The following is a 16,270-nucleotide window of genomic DNA, read 5'->3' as shown; positions in this document are numbered from 1 at the left end:
ACGCCGCCCCGGCGTCTCTCTTTACTGTGCTGCAGAATTCTCCCCAATCCCATTCGGGGCAGCCGCTCCCTTACTTCTGTTCGATCTTATCGAAGAAGTTCTCCTGAACCAGCTTGGCTGTTTCATCCAGCTGTTTCTTGGAATCCGTGCCTTCCTTCGAGAACGACTCCTGTACAACGTTGGACATCGCCGCATAATAATCCTGCGTGCCGAATTGCGCTTCCGGTTTGCCTTCCAACAGGCTGAAGAGCTGCGGATCATATTTGTAGACGTTGTCGTACTTATCGTAGATGGCTTTTACCTTCGCGGCATACTCGGAATCATCGCTGAAATATTCCAGCGGCGTCGGTACAAAGTATTTGCCTTCGGCTTTGCGGGCATTAATCGTATCTTCCACCGATTTCAGCGCATCATCCGTAAAATAATCAAACGTGATGTAACGGAAAGCCATTTCCTGCTCTTCCTTCGTGGCATTCGGGTTGATGACCAGATAATTACCGCCCAAAATGCCGTGATGCGCTCCGCCTTTCTCCATGGCAGGCATCGGATATGCCAGCACATCCTCAGGCTTCATGCCGCCCTCGTTCAATGCCGGCTGGATCACGTCAAATGCGCCTGCAATGACCATCGCCGTACGTCCCTGCTGGAACGAGCTGACGGCATCGCCCCAACCGAGAGCCCAGTCCTGCGGAATGGCATTCGCTTCCCATCTCAGCTTTTTATAGAAATCCAGCGCCTTCACGCCGGCTTCCGAGTTAAACACGGCCTTCACTTTGCCACCCTCGTTCACTTCGATATCCCCGCCGGCTTCGAACAGGAAGTTGGTCCAGTTCCAGCCCGCTTCATTACCTTTGCCCATCGGCGCGATGCCGGATATGCCGGCCTTCGGATCTGCGGCCCCTTTCGCCGTGTTGTACATGTCGTCCCACGTCCAATCCATCGGCGGAACCGGTACGCCCTTCGCATCCAGCAGCTTCTTGTTCACGATCGTTGACGTGATATACCCGTTCTGCGTAACGCCATACACCTTGCCGTCCACGATGAATTGATCCTGGAGCACGGGATTCATGTCGTCCTTGTATTCCCACTCGTTCCAGAACTCCGTGATGTCGGCCACCCAGCCCCGCTCTACGAGCAGCTGTGCTTCCGTAGCCCAAGTGTTATAAAATGTCGGCGCTTCGTTCGAAGCCATCTTGACCCCAATTTCGTTGACGCTGTACTGCCAGTCGTCCTTCACGATGGTCACGTTCGGATATTTCGCCTGAAAACGGGCGATTTTATCATCCTCCTGCTGACGCAGCGTTGTATCATCCGGCAGCGGATAGTGGATCTTGATCGTTATCTTTTGATCCGCGATATCCTGTTTCGGTTCATCCGTCTGCGTTGCAGTCGTTCCGCCTGAATTGGCAGTCCCTCCGTCTTTATTGCCGGCCTCCGGCGCTGCTTTGCCTCCGCCGCAAGCGGCGAGCAAGGAGCTGAACAGCATAAGGCAGATCAGTAATGCTGAGAACTTGCGCATGGATACTCCCCTTTTCCTGATTGAATTGATAATGTTCTTTCTTATCTCCATCATAAAATTGAAACTCGGAAAGGACGATGTGCATTCATATGACGATCATGTGCAGGGCTACGATGGTGTACACGCTGCCCTACCCTTTAACAGCCGAGAGACTGACGCTGCGCATAATGAATTTCTGGAACACCAGAAATACGAAGATCGGCGGCACCATAACCATGAACAGGATCGCGAATTTTATGCTGCTGTCCAGGCTCCTTGCGTTGATGACATACTTGTAGATGGCCGTGGCCAGCGTGTACTTGTCCTGCGTCTGCATGACCAGCGACGGCCAGAACCAGTCATTCCATGCCGTGGAGAAGATAAAAATCGCCAGCGTTGCAAAAATCGGGACAGACAGCGGTACGGCAATTCGCAGGAAGCTGCTCAACTCCGAAGCGCCATCGATGCGTGCCGCCTCGAAGATCTCCGGATGAATGCCATCGAAGAAGTTTTTGATCAGCAGGAAGAAGTACGCATTCGCTCCGGCCGGCAGCCAGAAGGCCCAGTAGGAATTCAGCAGCCCCAGCTCCTTCAAATTGACGAAGTTCGGAATCATGTAACTCGACGCCGGAATAAACAAGGTCATGAGAATGAAGAAATAGATGACGCGGTGATAGGGAACCCGGATACGGGAAATGCTGAATGCCGCCAAGCCCAGTACCAGAATCGTCACCAGCAGATTGCCGCCAAAAATAAGCAGCGTATTCTTCAGAAACATCGGCAGATCGATGTATTCCCACCCCTTCGGGAAGTTATCCCAATGCCATTCCGACGGGAAAAAGCGCGGCGGAAACGTATTGATCTCCTGATTGCTCTTCAGCCCGTTAAACATCGTCATGCCGATTGGATACAGCATCGTAAAGATCATCACCGCAATGCACAGCACCATCAATCCGTATATCGCCTTGTTCCACGGTTTTCTCAGATCCGAAGCGGACAGTATGCCTCTCTCTTTCATCCTAGTACTCCTCCCTGTTCATCTTGAATTGCAGGATGCCCAGCAAACTCAGCACCAGAAACATCAAGATGCCCATCGCGGTTCCTGCCCCGTAATCCAGCTGGTTAAACGCGTATTTTACGGTTAGAAGCGCATAGGTGAGCGTGGCCTTGTTCGGTCCGCCGTCCAGCATTGCAAGCTGCGACTGGTACGCCTGCGAAGTGCCGATCAGCTGCAGGATCAGCATGAGCATAATCAAATTGCGCATCGAGGGGAGCGTAATGTATTTAATCCGGGCCCATACGCCCGCACCGTCGATCTCTGCGGCTTCATACCAATCCTTCGGTATGCTGAGCACGCCGGCCAGATAGATCAGCATCGCCGAGCCAAATTGCTGCCATGTCTCCATCACGACCAGCGACACCATGGAGAAACGGCTATCCGAAATAAAGGATACCGGTTCTGCCCCAAAGAAGCCGAACAGGGCGTTGATCGGACCTACCGGGTCATACATCCACCTCCACATGCCGTAAAGCACGACGCCGGGTACGACAAACGGTAGATACGCCGCAATCCGGGCGAAGCCTTGGAACAGCTTCAGCTCCGAGATGGCGATAGAGGCCGCGATGGGCACCCAGAAGCCGATGACCAGCGTTAACAGCATAAAATACAATGTATTTCGAACGGAAACCAGCAGATCGGGATTGCTGAGAACCTTGGCATAATTATCGAACCCGACGAAGGTGTTTCCTTTTACGAAATCGATATGAAAAAAGCTGTAAAAGACCCCTTTCAAGATCGGCACCCACAAAAAGACGATAAAGATCGCAATGGCTGGAACGAGGAACATATACCCCCATATGTACTTCTTCCACAGCGGCTTGCGCTTGTGCTCCTGTCGGGTGCGATGACCGGGCTCTATCCGAGCCTGGCCTTGCGGCATGGCCGTTTCTTCCATCTGACTCCCTCATTCCTTAATTAAATGTCCAGCTTTAATTGTAAAAAGACAGGGAGTCTTCGAACATGTCTAAAACTATGTGAAGTATAGCCGTTCTTACTTCTTTAGCTCGCTGGGGCTGACGCCGTAATATTTTTTGAAGATTTTGCTGAAATGCTCCGGAGATTCATAGCCGACTCGCTCCGCGATTTCGTAGCGGCGGAGATCCGTGCTCAGAATCAGGGACCTGCTCTCCTCCATCCGCAGCTTCACGACATACTCCCACAGGCTGCTGCCGGTATATTTTTTGAACAGATAACTCAAATAGTTCGGGCTCACGTGATTGTTCTTGGCTATCTCGTGAATCGTCAATCCCTTCTGGCGGTAATGCTCCTCGATATATTGCCTTGTATTCTCTACGATCCGATTGCCCTGGCTCGAGAGCACCTCATGCGACGTCTCCTGGGCATAGTTGTGCCAATTGAAATCCCCGTAATAAAACACGTGGAAGTCCTGCAGCTGCTCGCTCCACAGCATCGCTTTGTCCGCCTGACGGCTGAGCACACTCAAAAATTCGGGCCCCCTCAATATTTGGCTGATCCCAACGGTACAGCTTCGTTTCAGGTACAGCTCCACATGGTGGTGCAGACTCCGGCCGATCATCTCCAGATGCTGGATCTTGCCGCCCGCATTCTCCTCCATCTCCTGCTCGCTCCATTGGAGGATGATGTTGATGTCCCGCTCCGGCGAATAGAATACGAAGGCGTGCGGCTCCTGCTCCAGCAGCTCCTTGGCGATATTCAGCGCGGCATATTGAATCAGGCTTATATCTTGCCTTGAAAAAGAAGCGCTGCTGTCTTCCCTTAAGCCCAGCTTCATCTTGATAACGGCAAAATAAGGACCGATCAAGCCCAGCTCCGATTCGTCTAGGCCGGCCAGTTGCGGCTGATCCCGCTCCGTGGAGAGCCGCTGATTCAGCCGCTCTATTCGTTCGGACGGAGTCTCCTCCATCCGAAAATGCTCGTTATCGGCCATGAGAAATGGCTCTATCTGAGGCGCCGGTCGATCCATCTTGAGCAGAACGCTGCGAACCGAATCCAGAAACTGCTCGCTGTTCAGCGGTTTGATCAAATAATCCTTGGCACCGAGCTGGAGCGCCCGCTGTGCATATTGAAATGTTTCATGGGCTGAAATAATGATCGTCTGAACCCACGGCTTCACGATCTTGGCCTGCTGCATCAGCTCGATGCCGTTCATCTCGCCCATCTGGATATCGGTGACCAGCAGGTCGATATCTCCCATCCGTATGTAATCCAGTGCTTCCTGCCCGCTGTAGGCCGTAGCAATCCCATCGATGGCCAGGCCCGAGGACGTTAACAGCCCGGCCAAGCCCTTGCAGATCAAAGGCTCGTCATCTACCACCAAAATGTTATACATCAGGAAACCTCCTGTCCGGTTGCGATAATGGTTGTTTCATCTATTCGGGGAATCGTGATCGTCACGCGGGTTCCCCCTTCTTCTCTTGGTTTATATTGCAGACCGCAGCCGCTTCCAAAATGCAGCTGGAGCCGTTCCTGGATATTGCGGATGCCGTAGCCCAGCGAAGGGTCCGGCGCTTCATCATGGAGCAGCCTGTGGATGGACTCGTAGTTTACGGGGCGGAAGCCGTTATCTTCAATGACGATCCGGCATTGTCCCTCTTCTATATGGCCTGAAATCCGGATGATTCCGTCCTCGCCCATATTTTTAATGCCATGAATGATCGCGTTCTCCAGCAGCGGCTGCAGCGTAATCTTCGGCACTTGGTTCACCAGCAAGGACTCGGGCACTTCCCAGTGGACGGTAAACTGATAATCGTAACGGTTCAGCTGCAGATTGATATAAGCCCCCGCATGCTCAAGCTCTTCCCCAAGCGTGATGAGATCCCGCCCACGGCTGAGACTGATCTTCATCAATTTGGACAAATCCTTGATCATCTCGGCGGACTCGGTATTGCCCTCCATCGTGCTCTTCCAATAGATGCTTTCCAAGGTGTTATACAGCAAATGGGGGTTAATCTGCTGATACAGCAGCTGCAGCTGCGCTTCCTTCTGCTTCAGATCCATACGGTATTTGTAGTGGATCAGATCATTCAATCGGCGGGCCATGTCATAGATCGTGGAGATGAGGACACTGACTTCATCTTTTCTGCGCCTGTAGGGGGTTTCCGGCACGACGTTCCCCGGTTCATACCTTCTCACAAAATGCGCCAGCTTCTGGAGCGGCGTCATCAGCGACTGCCAGAAATAAAAAACGATAATGAGACCCACGGCAAAGTAAGCGATGGAGATGACCTGGATAACACGTTTCATCTCGCTTTGCTGGGCGAGCAGCGTTTTGACAGGCACCTTGTAGACCAGCTTCTGATTGAGCACGTAGTTATAGTCAATAACATAGATAAAATCCGACGTGATCACGTCCATGATGCCGATCGTGGATTGACCCGGATCCGCTTCAGGGGGCAATTCCAGCCTCCCTGCCATGCCTTGTACCGACGAAGTCAGGATATGGTCGTTCCCATCCGTAAAATACAGCTCCCCATCCGGAATCGAAACCGTCGATAACGACTCGCCGATCCGCGCGTCTAAATTCGTGACCACCAGAACGCCGATGGTTCCGCCCTTATAAATATTGTTCACGGCCCTTACATAGCTTAAGGTCTCTTGATCCTGGCGCCCTTGTACCGGCGGCGACAGATTCGCTATGCGCTTGAGATACCCGTTCCCTTTCATCGCCACGGCTTCATCGAACCATGCCGGCTTCTCCTTCTCGTCGGAGAAAAAATATACCCCCGCTTTTCGGCGGTCAGGGTAATAGGGAGCAAAGAAATAGCTGTTGTTCGGGTCATACACATAGAGCGAGTAATAAACCGGCTCGCGTTCATCCGTCTCTTGGGAGAAGGACAGCAGCATCTTTTCCAGCCGCTCGTAGTTTTTGACGCGCGCGAGAACGGTGTCCTCGGCAAAGGGATCCAGCTGCTGGATCTGCGAATTTTGGATGACCGTGGAGGTCACTTTGTTAACGGTTTCAATATCACGGTTAATCAGCTTAAAGTTCTGCTTGTTCAGTTCGATATAAGCATTGGTCACATGGCGCTTCAGGATTTGACCGGCCATGGAATTCCCGTAGGCGTTCAGCGCAAACAACGGAATGACCAGCACCAGGAACAGCAGAATCATCTGCTGCTTGATATTCATTCGGCCCAGTGGATTTTTCAAGCGGTTCTTCATCGGCCCTTGCACCTCCGGCTTTCTCAAGCATAGCAACAATCCAGCGGCATCAGCGTAGTCATTTCTACGGAAATGATGCGTATTTTTACGATCAGGCAGAAATTCCTAAGTGGATGTATTAGCCTTACGACAGGCGATTTCCTGCAAAAGCGGCGGGCGTGTCTGGCGGGAGTCGATCGATCGAGGAGTAAGGGGGTACTGATCGGACAAGGCTTCACGACATGCTGCCCCCAAAATGGAATAACACCCGCATGCGCAATCCTCATCGGATGGAACATGCGGGTGTTATGTGCCGGTTCTCCTTTAGAACGGAAAGAACAGCGGCAGTACCGCCATCATGACCAGGCCGATCACCAGTTGAAGCGGCAATCCGACCTTCACATAATGGCTGAATTTATAACGGCCAGCCGACATAACGAGCGCGTTCGGCGGCGTGGAGAACGGTGAGGCAAAGCACATACTCGCTCCAATGGAGACGGCGAACAGAAACGGATACGGACTGGCTCCCATCTGGATCGCAGCCGATAACGCAATCGGCGCGAATAATACGGCGCAAGCCGTATTGCTGATGAACATCGTTAACAGCGAGGTGGTGAAGTACACTCCTGCCAGCAGGGCAAGCGGACCATAGCTTCCCAGTGAATGGACCAGCATATCCGAGATCAGCGTGGCGGCTCCCGTTTTCTCGATGGCAATGGACATCGGAATCATGCCGCCAATGAGCACGATGCTCTCCCAGTTGACCGTCTTGTAGGCCTCCTCCATGTTACGCACGCATCCGAACACCACCATCAACACCGCGGCAATCATCACGGAGGCCACCGCCGGAATCCATTCGGTCACCAGCAGGATCACCATCAAGAGCATAATCCCGGCCGCAATCGGCGCTTTGTGGTCCATCGTCACTTTGCGCGACTCCTCCACGGGCTGCCCCACCACCACGACATCCGTTTGCTCGGCCGCCAGAAGGGCTATATCCTTCCATGTTCCCTGAACGAGCAGCGCGTCGCCAAAGCGCATTTTCTCTTCCTTCAGATGATGCAGAAGATACTGTTCTTTTCGCTGAATCCCCAATATGTTCACCCGATATTTCTCGCGGAAACCCGAGTGCTTGACGAGCCGGCCAATCAGGCGAGAGGACGGAGTCAGCATCACCTCGGCAATGCCGACGTCACTCGTGGCGTACTGCGACTCCTCCGTACGTTTTCGATGCTCGGGTACACGCTGGTCCAGCATGACAAGCCCATACGTCTCCGCAAACTCCGAGGCCCGCTCGAACGGGCCGTTTACATACAGAATGTCGTCTTCCTCAATCACGGTCTCGGGACCGGCGATTTCCTGGTTGATCGTTTTGAAGAATTGATTCTTGGCTGACATTTTACGGCGGATTTCAATGACGTTCACTTCGAACTTCGCCGGAATGTCCAACTCCCGCAATGTTTTGGATCGAATGGAGGAATCGGCACTAACCTGAATCCGATACAGGTTCTGGGTCAGCCGATACTGTTTGGCCAGCTCTCGAAGCGAGCGCCCGCCCTGTTTACCTGCACCCCCTTCTTCATTGCTGGGAAGAAAACGGCGAAGGAAAAATATCGCGAGGATCCCCGTTGCCAAACAGACAAGTCCGATCGGCAAAAAAGCAAAGAACGACAGCCGTTCGTATCCTGCGTTGATCAGCGTCTCCTGAATCACGAGATTCGGCGGTGTGCCGATTAACGTGAGCATGCCCCCCAAGCTGCTGGCAAAAGCAAGGGGCATCAGCAACCGCCCCGGATTAATCTCGGCGCTGAACGCCAGACTGACAACAATGGGCAGCATGACCGCTACCGTGCCGGTATTGCTGACGAATCCGCCAATGAGCGACGTTACCAGCATGATCATAATCAAGAGCCGGGTCTCGCTTCCCCCTCCAAGCTTCAGCAGCTTTCCGCTTGCCATCTTGGCTAATCCGGTCTGAAAAATCCCCCCGCCCACAACAAACAAACCGATCATCATGATGACAACCGAATTGGAAAAGCCCGAAAGGGCTTCAGCCGGACTTAAAATGTCCGTTAACATAAGTACCATCAACACGCCGATCGCGACCAAATCCGACCGCACTTTTCCCGACATGAACAATGCGGATGCCACGGCCAAAACAGACAACGTAACGATCATCGGTCCATTCATTCCTTGATCCCCCTATCATGCCCTATCTATGTTTCTTCCAAGATTCGACATTCCATAAGCCTTCCCCTGCCCAGTTCGCGCATCTGCACTTTCATATGTCAGGAAAGGGGCTCAAAATCCGTTCTGATGTCAAACCACCCATGAAAGGAAATGATGTCGTATTGTACCATCTGCCTGGAGTTACTTATGTTAAAAACATCACAAAAACGCTAATGACAAAAAAAGCTGCATCGGCTCCTTCCAGCCGATGCAGCTTGCTTATGGGATTACAAATTAATGAATGCGGTACGCAATTTGGTGCTGTATTGAACGTCAAAACCAAGACCGGATGCAATCACCGCGAGCGGGACGTAGGTTTTATCTTCTTTTCCTACTTTTTGCAGGAAAGCCGGCGTATCGATCGGTACAGCCGTTCCGTTAACTTGAACGGTTTTGGCACCGATCTTCACTACCACCGTCTGATCTCCAAACGTAATCGTTGCACTGGACGTTTTATTTTCCCATGTGGTCGTCGCCCCCACTGCATCTACGATATCCTGTATCGCTACGTAATTCAGATTATCGCGAAGAATCGGCTTATACGGCGTGTTCAGCTCCTGCCCCTTCACGATGATGCGCATCGGCTGCCCCTGTTCTTGAACAGCGGGATTCTTGTAGCTGCCCCAGATCGTCTCTGCGAACACACCGGCCATCGTCTCATATCCATATTGGTTCGGATGAATATCGTCTTTCAGGATATGGGTCATCGTCAGCTCGGAGCCCACGAACTTCTTCGCCACATGGGCTACCTTAATATTCACGCCCTGAGTGGCAAAACTGTCAGCTACGCCTTCCACCAGCTTCGTAAACTCTCCGGATGCTGCAAGCAGTTTAGCATATGCGATCTCGTCAGCGACTTTGGGCACTGGATTATACTGGTCCGCCACCACAATTGCGGCATCCGGATTGATGGCGCGCAAGTTGGTAATGACGGATGAGACATTATCGGTATAGATCTTGAACAGTTCCTGCATCTTAGTTTTCAACTGTTCATCGCTTAATGTTTCCACGGTGCTGACCAGACTCATCATGTCATTGCCGCCGATCGTAATGGTTATCAGATCCGCACCCGCGATAATCGGCTTGGCTTTCGCTGCGTCAGCGCCAATCTGCTTCGTGCGTGGATCGATGCCGCTTAGCCCAGGCTGCAGCTCTTCCGCCGTAATTGCGCGTTCATCCAAGACGGCCTTGACGTAATGGTTCAGCCCATCGGTTTTCAATCCGCCGATCCCCAGATTCGTTACCTCGGTCCGGCCGTGGAACAAACCTTGCTCATACAGCCGGTCAACAAAACCGTAAGGCTTGCTGTTCAGATCCATTCCCGGCTCATACCCGACAGTCAACGAGTCCCCCAGCGCTACAATATGATATGTATCCTTGGCTGTAACCTCATCGGCATAAGCCGGCGCAACGCTCGGTCCAACCAGTGCCACCGCGAGCGTCAAGGTGCCGGTTACTGCCGCCAGCCCCTTCTTCCATTGTTTGAACATGCCTTCACTCCCTCAACGTCAATATCTTAGTACAGCCTTATTTTACCACCAGCAACCTGTGAATGGTACTGAACTCAACCAGGACGATAAGGTTTCATGAGAAGATAAGCGAATAAATAGCCAAGAGATGTAGCTCCAAACCAAGCAAATATCCCAGGCGTGGCTGCCAGATACAGGCTTGGCAATATCGACCATCCAAAAGCAACCAGCAGCAGCAACCGGTAGGAATAAAGCACCCCGAGCATCGCCAAGCTGGCTGGAAGAAACAGCATAACGAACGTAGTTAAGGCTGGTTTCCAGCTGGTCTCATCGGAATAAGGGTTGAAAAAGATAAGGATGCACCATAGCAGCATGGAGGCTGCCCCGGATGCGCCTCCCAGAACATGACATATTTGAATCCGAACTCGCATGATCTCCCCCCTATGTGGTCAAGGTCAACCATAGTCACACCAACTTGAGCCAGCCTAGAACAGTGTGATCTTGGCCAGCCATCATAAAAAAATGGACAGCACGCTCTATGCTGTCCATTCCTGGTTCGGGCCTTTAACGAATAGAAATGTCCCACTTCGTAAACATCCCATCCTTAAAGCGCTATCAAGCTTCTTCACCTGAATCCTCAGGCTTATCCTTCTTAACTGCCTTATCCATGTACTTGTCATAGCGATCATCCACTTCCTTCGCCATGCTGCGGTACTTCTGCGTCTCTTCCACAATAGGATCAAGCTGCGTCTGAATTCGGATCTCGTATTTCGGAGAAAGAAGCTTGCGCTCCTCCTTCTCCCGATCCTTTTTCTGCATTTCACCGTCCGTCAACATCTCGCTGAGCTGGCGCTCCAAATCCTGATCCGACTTCTCATTCATCGTAAGCACACTCCTTTATCAAGCGGTTGTAAGTGACCTGCATTTCTCTGTCGTCCCTGGCCGTTTAGCGAACCAAAGCTTCGCCGGCGTCTTTTAGTGTATCCAGAAAACGCTGATGAATCAGCCCGTTGGTTGCCGCCAAATGACGCACCGACAGATCATATGGCTTTCCTTCCGTATCGGTTACTTTACCGCCGGATTCCTGAACCAATAGTGCGCCTGCAGCAACATCCCAAGCGCTCAAGCCGTGCTCCCAGTATCCGCTGAGGCGGCCGGCAGCCACATAAGCAAGATGAAGCGCAGCGGAGCCGCCTGCTCTTACATTGCGGACCATCGGCAGCAGCGCCTGCAGCTCCGCCATATTCAGCGGCAGGTTGACCGTGCTGTCCAGCGGGAAGCCCGTGGCCAGCAAGCTGTCCGACAATTGATCTTCCTTGGAAACATAGGTAGGGTTGCCGTGAACGTAGGCTCCTTTTCCTTTTTCCGCAACAAACAACTCGTCCCGGGAAGGGTCGTAAATAACGCCGACAATGACTTCTCCATGATGAGCCAGTGCAATCGACACGGAGTAAAACGGAAATCCATGAACATAGTTCGTCGTTCCGTCCACAGGGTCAATAATCCAGAGATACTCTTCGTCCTTGGCGTCCTCGAGTGCCTTATTGTAGGCATCGCTACCCGGGGCAACCCCTTCTTCTCCGAGGATCGCATGATCCGGAAAGTGCGTCAAAATCAGCTTGCGGATCATCTGCTCCGCGCCTTTGTCCACCTCGGTTACGATATCCTGTGCCGAAGACTTGGTGCTCAACTGCTTGACGGTACCGAGTTTGCTCTTAATCCACTCTCCCGCTTTGGCGGCGCAATTAATCGCAACGGCGGTGTAGCTCTTACTGCTGACAACATAAGGAATCTTTTCATTCTCGTTCAAAGCATTCACTCTACTTTCTATATAAATCTAGTGATTTTTGACAATCCCTACATCCTATTCAGTCATGGCGGTAATCGAAAGGGCAACCATGCGAAAATTCCGCCTATTTCAATAAAAGTCCGTCCTATGCTGTGCACCTGAATGCTTGGCGAGAACGAACTTTTTTATCCGATGTCATGTGTTAAGGGGAATCTCTGTTTGGATACTTCCAACGTAACCCAAAATCCATCAACTTGCAAGTGTTAACAATCTCATCTTACCCGGTTATGGGTTTACTTCGATGGAAGCACCGTCGAGAATGGTTACGCCCTCTTCCGTATAATCTCCCAAATCCTTCATCAGATCAAACAAGGCGCCGTCCTTCATCTTCGCTTCAATCATGACGTCCACCTTCGGCGTAGCCCCCGCAATATTCCGTAAAAACGCCAGCAATGGCACGACATCCACCCCATCCGCATGGCTGCGGATATCGGTAGGGCTCTTGGGACTGGATACGTGAATCTTGGGCGGGAGCGGCTGCGCCCGGTCCGAATCGGCCTGCGCAAGCGGCGTCTCCCAGGTGCGAAGGATATCCGGCCACAGCTCCCAGGGTGCCTCGCCATCGTTATTGACCCACTGGTGATGAATGTCCAGTACCATCGGCAGCCCGGTCTGCTTGCATACGGCCAACGTTTCCTGGGCGGTAAAGGTTTTATCGTCATTTTCAAGGGTCAATCGTTCCTTGATGTGCGGCGCAAGCTCATGAAAATGTTCAACGAATCGCGCCGCTGCCGAGGGCTTGTCCCCATAAGCTCCCCCGATGTGGATGTTGTTCTTCATCGAAGCAGGCAGCTCCATCGCCCGCAGCATATGGACGTGCGACTCCAGATCACGGATCGAATTGGCCAGCACTTCGGGACGCGGCGTGCTCAGCACCGTGAAATGATCCGGATGAAAGGAGACCCGCATTCCGTGCTTTTTCACGAATTCCCCAATGGCCTGAAAGCCTTCCCGCAAAGCCGGGAACGGATTCCAATCCTGCATATCATGATGCGTGGCCAGCGGAATCAGTTTGGACGAGAAGCGGTACACCTTGATATCGTGAGCCGCATTATGCTTTAGAAGCCGAAGGGTATTATGTAGATTCTCATTCGCGATCCGCTCCAGTTTGTGTAAGCCGGCCTCACGGTCATTCAGCTTCATAAAACTCTTCATGGTCATCGTCTTGGAAGGAGAAGCATTCTGCACGACCGTGGACATGGCTACATAACCGAAACGGACAATCATGCATGATCTCCAAAGAACATTTCGTGAGCCAGCGCTGTTTGTACGCGTGCTTCCTCATCCGTCAATTTGCGGATCAGCTGCAGTTCGACCGAAGTGACCTCGCGGCCCTGGAAGTTAATCTCCGATACGCATGCAGTGATCAGGACGATGGCCACCGCCTGATTATCCGGCGTATAAGCAATAACCTTCTGTCCTGTCGGAAATACCCGGAGCCCGTCCTTCAGCATTTTACCGCGGCCGTATTCCAGCAGCTCATAGAGCTCCTGCTCACTCTTAAACTTACAAACGGAATTGAATTCGGTTTGAAATCCCATAATACGTATCTTCCTTTCATCCCATAATATTAGACTCAAGGGGAGCCGTATTAAATAGCGCGGACTCCCCCTGGTATTTCATATCCTATTGTGACGGCTTACGCCTGGTTCTCATAAATCAGGGATTGCTTGCGGTTGTACCGCTCAAGACCCAGCTCGATCATCCGGTCAAGCAGCTCGCGGTAGGACACGCCCGTTTCCCGCCACAAGAGCGGGTACATGCTGAACGGCGTGAAGCCAGGCATCGTGTTCACTTCATTGATCAGAATCGCGCCGTCCGAACGGCGGACAAAGAAGTCGGCCCGAGTAATGCCGCCGCCTTCAATCGCTTTGAACGCGGTAATGGCGAGGTCGCGCAGACGATCAGCCGTATCCGGCTCGATTTCGGCCGGAATTTGCATCTGTGATTGTCCATCCGTATATTTGGCCGCATAGTCGTAGTATTCACTGGAAGAGACAATTTCACCCGGAACGGATGCCATCGGCTCATCATTGCCGAGCACGCTGACCTCCACTTCGCGCGCATCCACGAACTCTTCTACGATGATCTTGTCATCGAACCGGAGCGCGGATTCAATCGCCGCCTTAAGCTGCTCCCGGTTCTTAGCCTTGGATATCCCGACGCTTGAACCCAGGTTGGCCGGCTTGACGAAGCTCGGGTAACCGAGTTTGTCCTCGATATCCTTCAGCACTTCATGCTGGCTCCGCTCCCACTGGGTACGATTGAAATAACAGTACTCACATTGCGGCAGCCCTGCTTGTGCGAAGAGCTTCTTCATCACGACTTTATCCATCCCCGCTGCCGACGCAAGCACGCCGGTTCCCACATAAGGAATGTCCGCCATTTCGAACAGTCCCTGAATCGTTCCGTCCTCACCGAACGTCCCGTGAAGCAGCGGGAACATAATATCCACCGCCTGACTCTCTTGGCCATACAATCTGCTGAACACGGCGTTCAGCGCGGTTTGCGTGCCTTCCCCTTCAGCCAGCTTCAATTCCTCCAGCTGGGCAAAAGGAGCCGACAGCTTGCTGCCGATTCTCCAGCTGCCCTGCTTGGAAATATAAAACGGAACAATCTCATATTTATCAAAATCAAAAGCGTTCATGACCGCGAATGCCGTGGATAGCGACACCTCATGCTCGCCGGATTTACCCCCGTATACTAAACCTACCGTCAATTTATCCTGTCCCATGTTAACCTCTCTCTTGTCCGTATTGCAGCACGACATGCTGTCATCTTAAAAAAAATCGGGGATATGGTAAAACCGGTATTCGGTGTTATCATTCCAAGCGTAGGAATCCCGATAGTCCCAATAGCGATGACGGCTGGACACCGTATGTGCATTAACGAGCGGCATACCGCCCGCGTCAAACGCCGTCACGATGGTGCTGTGCTGAAACGCGCCGTCACCATCCCAGTCGTATACGATGACATCCCCCAGCATCAGCTGCTCGGGACGCTCCACCCGCTCGGCCCGCAGTCCCGAGGTACTGGCGTTCAAATAATGCGCAAAGCTGTTCGATACCGCCCAGCTGTAGCTCCACCATTCCCGTTGGTTTACGTACCCTTTGTACCACCATCCCGTTTCTCTTTTACCAGTATAGTGGATTGGGGCTTTGCCTGCAAAGAGGCACTGGGAGATATAATTCGTGCAATCCACGTCAAATTCCTCAAACTCCGGATTCCCGGAATCCCACCAACGGTCGGCATATGCAGCTGCGGCTTCACGCTCGTAACGGCCGGACCGCGGGCTGCTGCCGGCGGCGTATACGCGTCCATTCATAAAGGGAGTGGACGGCTCTCTACCAGCCACATCCGCGCCTGCTGCCGGAACATCGGCTCTTTGCAGGGGATGGCGTTCATCCTGAAGACGTTCGATGCCTACGATCAACCAGGCATCCCCGTCCCGGATCAGCGTCAGCCGCTCTTTAAAAACCGTATCCTCCCGGTGCGTCATCCCTCTTTTTTCATAATAAAATACACTGTGAAGCCGCACGTCCGCGACCACATCATCCTCCGTCTCCCTCAGAATGCGCAGGAGGCGGGCACGAGTCTCGCTCTTAAGCGGCACTGCCTCCCGCTGCGCATACCACGACTGCAGCCGAAACTGCCTTTCTCCTCTCTCTACCAGGAAATTCAGATCCGCTACAATCTGCTCTTTCAGGCCTGAAGAATAGTCCACGCGATTCTGGTTATATTGATTGACGTAAATATATAGAGCTTGCTTCCAAGGCTTCTCTGCTTGCTTCAGACTGTTCATCTACTCTCCTCCTCTAACCTTGCCTTTCACGCTGTTCCCTATCACAACTATATGAAGAAAATGTTCGGGCTATGTACTTCGGTCAAGAGAATACAGAAACACCGGGATCACAGCGACTGTATTCGGGTAAAAAACAGGCTTGTTTTCACCTTTTTGAAATACGTTTCTTCTATAAAAAATGCTTTACGCAGCGAGTTGAAAACGGTATACTTAAAGTAGTTAATTTATGAAATTAGGTTTC

General features: G+C 52.3%; 14 protein-coding genes. All 14 read right to left on the bottom strand.

What is annotated here, in order from left to right; translation table 11 throughout:
- Window positions 1-70: 70 nt before the first annotated feature.
- Complete coding sequence (locus MKY82_RS04515; RefSeq protein WP_071220861.1) at window positions 71-1,519, bottom strand: extracellular solute-binding protein; 1,449 nt, start codon at window positions 1,517-1,519, stop codon at window positions 71-73.
- Window positions 1,520-1,649: 130 nt separating this feature from the next.
- Complete coding sequence (locus MKY82_RS04510) at window positions 1,650-2,516, bottom strand: carbohydrate ABC transporter permease (protein ID WP_194540921.1); 867 nt, start codon at window positions 2,514-2,516, stop codon at window positions 1,650-1,652.
- 1 nt (window position 2,517) lies between these two features.
- Window positions 2,518-3,453: a sugar ABC transporter permease gene (locus MKY82_RS04505; RefSeq protein WP_194540920.1), complete on the bottom strand. Its 936-nt coding sequence runs from the start codon at window positions 3,451-3,453 to the stop codon at window positions 2,518-2,520.
- A 96-nt stretch (window positions 3,454-3,549) separates the two neighbouring features.
- Window positions 3,550-4,869: a response regulator gene (locus tag MKY82_RS04500; RefSeq protein ID WP_216532522.1), complete on the bottom strand. Its 1,320-nt coding sequence runs from the start codon at window positions 4,867-4,869 to the stop codon at window positions 3,550-3,552.
- On the bottom strand, window positions 4,869-6,701 hold the full coding sequence (locus MKY82_RS04495) for a sensor histidine kinase (protein ID WP_194545048.1): 1,833 nt from the start codon (window positions 6,699-6,701) through the stop codon (window positions 4,869-4,871). The genes MKY82_RS04500 and MKY82_RS04495 overlap by 1 nt, the downstream gene beginning before the upstream one ends.
- Window positions 6,702-7,004: 303 nt before the next feature.
- Window positions 7,005-8,870, bottom strand: a complete 1,866-nt coding sequence (locus MKY82_RS04490; RefSeq protein ID WP_339295567.1) for an SLC13 family permease — start codon at window positions 8,868-8,870, stop codon at window positions 7,005-7,007.
- Between the two features lie 266 nt (window positions 8,871-9,136).
- Window positions 9,137-10,399 (bottom strand): GDSL-type esterase/lipase family protein, encoded by a 1,263-nt coding sequence (locus MKY82_RS04485; RefSeq protein ID WP_194540917.1) that lies wholly within the window; start codon window positions 10,397-10,399, stop codon window positions 9,137-9,139.
- A gap of 74 nt (window positions 10,400-10,473) precedes the next feature.
- Window positions 10,474-10,809, bottom strand: coding sequence for a hypothetical protein (locus tag MKY82_RS04480; RefSeq protein WP_194540916.1), 336 nt, complete (start codon window positions 10,807-10,809; stop codon window positions 10,474-10,476).
- A 184-nt stretch (window positions 10,810-10,993) separates the two neighbouring features.
- The gene (locus MKY82_RS04475) at window positions 10,994-11,260 is read right to left on the bottom strand and encodes a hypothetical protein (protein ID WP_339295566.1); all 267 of its coding nucleotides are present in this window, start codon (window positions 11,258-11,260) and stop codon (window positions 10,994-10,996) included.
- 64 nt (window positions 11,261-11,324) lie between these two features.
- Entirely contained in the window at window positions 11,325-12,197 is an 873-nt protein-coding gene (locus tag MKY82_RS04470; RefSeq protein ID WP_194540915.1) for an inositol monophosphatase family protein, read from the bottom strand.
- Window positions 12,198-12,452: 255 nt separating this feature from the next.
- On the bottom strand, window positions 12,453-13,454 hold the full coding sequence (gene uvsE / locus MKY82_RS04465) for a UV DNA damage repair endonuclease UvsE (RefSeq protein ID WP_339295565.1): 1,002 nt from the start codon (window positions 13,452-13,454) through the stop codon (window positions 12,453-12,455).
- Window positions 13,451-13,768, bottom strand: coding sequence for a hypothetical protein (locus MKY82_RS04460; RefSeq protein WP_006208215.1), 318 nt, complete (start codon window positions 13,766-13,768; stop codon window positions 13,451-13,453). The genes uvsE and MKY82_RS04460 overlap by 4 nt, the downstream gene beginning before the upstream one ends.
- Before the next feature lie 98 nt (window positions 13,769-13,866).
- A complete protein-coding gene (locus MKY82_RS04455) occupies window positions 13,867-14,961 on the bottom strand; it encodes a D-alanine--D-alanine ligase (protein ID WP_071220871.1) in 1,095 nt (364 codons plus the stop codon).
- A gap of 45 nt (window positions 14,962-15,006) precedes the next feature.
- On the bottom strand, window positions 15,007-16,029 hold the full coding sequence (locus MKY82_RS04450; RefSeq protein ID WP_339295564.1) for an amidase domain-containing protein: 1,023 nt from the start codon (window positions 16,027-16,029) through the stop codon (window positions 15,007-15,009).
- Window positions 16,030-16,270 lie beyond the last annotated feature (241 nt).

It is taken from the genome of Paenibacillus sp. FSL W7-1279, from assembly GCF_037969845.1.
In the GTDB taxonomy this organism is placed as follows: Bacteria; Bacillota; Bacilli; order Paenibacillales; family Paenibacillaceae; genus Paenibacillus_AQ.
Note: the sequence above shows the minus strand (reverse complement) of the source record. Positions and strands in the feature narration are given on the sequence as shown.

Excerpts from the sequence above, each read along its gene's own strand:
- MKY82_RS04515 (WP_071220861.1), bottom strand. The coding sequence starts at position 1,519 with ATGCGCAAGTTCTCAGCATTACTGATCTGCCTTATGCTGTTCAGCTCC.
- MKY82_RS04510 (WP_194540921.1), bottom strand. The coding sequence starts at position 2,516 with ATGAAAGAGAGAGGCATACTGTCCGCTTCGGATCTGAGAAAACCGTGG.
- MKY82_RS04505 (WP_194540920.1), bottom strand. The coding sequence starts at position 3,453 with ATGGAAGAAACGGCCATGCCGCAAGGCCAGGCTCGGATAGAGCCCGGT.
- MKY82_RS04500 (WP_216532522.1), bottom strand. The coding sequence starts at position 4,869 with ATGTATAACATTTTGGTGGTAGATGACGAGCCTTTGATCTGCAAGGGC.
- MKY82_RS04495 (WP_194545048.1), bottom strand. The coding sequence starts at position 6,701 with ATGAAGAACCGCTTGAAAAATCCACTGGGCCGAATGAATATCAAGCAG.
- MKY82_RS04490 (WP_339295567.1), bottom strand. The coding sequence starts at position 8,870 with ATGAATGGACCGATGATCGTTACGTTGTCTGTTTTGGCCGTGGCATCC.
- MKY82_RS04485 (WP_194540917.1), bottom strand. The coding sequence starts at position 10,399 with ATGTTCAAACAATGGAAGAAGGGGCTGGCGGCAGTAACCGGCACCTTG.
- MKY82_RS04480 (WP_194540916.1), bottom strand. The coding sequence starts at position 10,809 with ATGCGAGTTCGGATTCAAATATGTCATGTTCTGGGAGGCGCATCCGGG.
- MKY82_RS04475 (WP_339295566.1), bottom strand. The coding sequence starts at position 11,260 with ATGAATGAGAAGTCGGATCAGGATTTGGAGCGCCAGCTCAGCGAGATG.
- uvsE (WP_339295565.1), bottom strand. The coding sequence starts at position 13,454 with ATGATTGTCCGTTTCGGTTATGTAGCCATGTCCACGGTCGTGCAGAAT.
- MKY82_RS04460 (WP_006208215.1), bottom strand. The coding sequence starts at position 13,768 with ATGGGATTTCAAACCGAATTCAATTCCGTTTGTAAGTTTAAGAGTGAG.
- MKY82_RS04455 (WP_071220871.1), bottom strand. The coding sequence starts at position 14,961 with ATGGGACAGGATAAATTGACGGTAGGTTTAGTATACGGGGGTAAATCC.
- MKY82_RS04450 (WP_339295564.1), bottom strand. The coding sequence starts at position 16,029 with ATGAACAGTCTGAAGCAAGCAGAGAAGCCTTGGAAGCAAGCTCTATAT.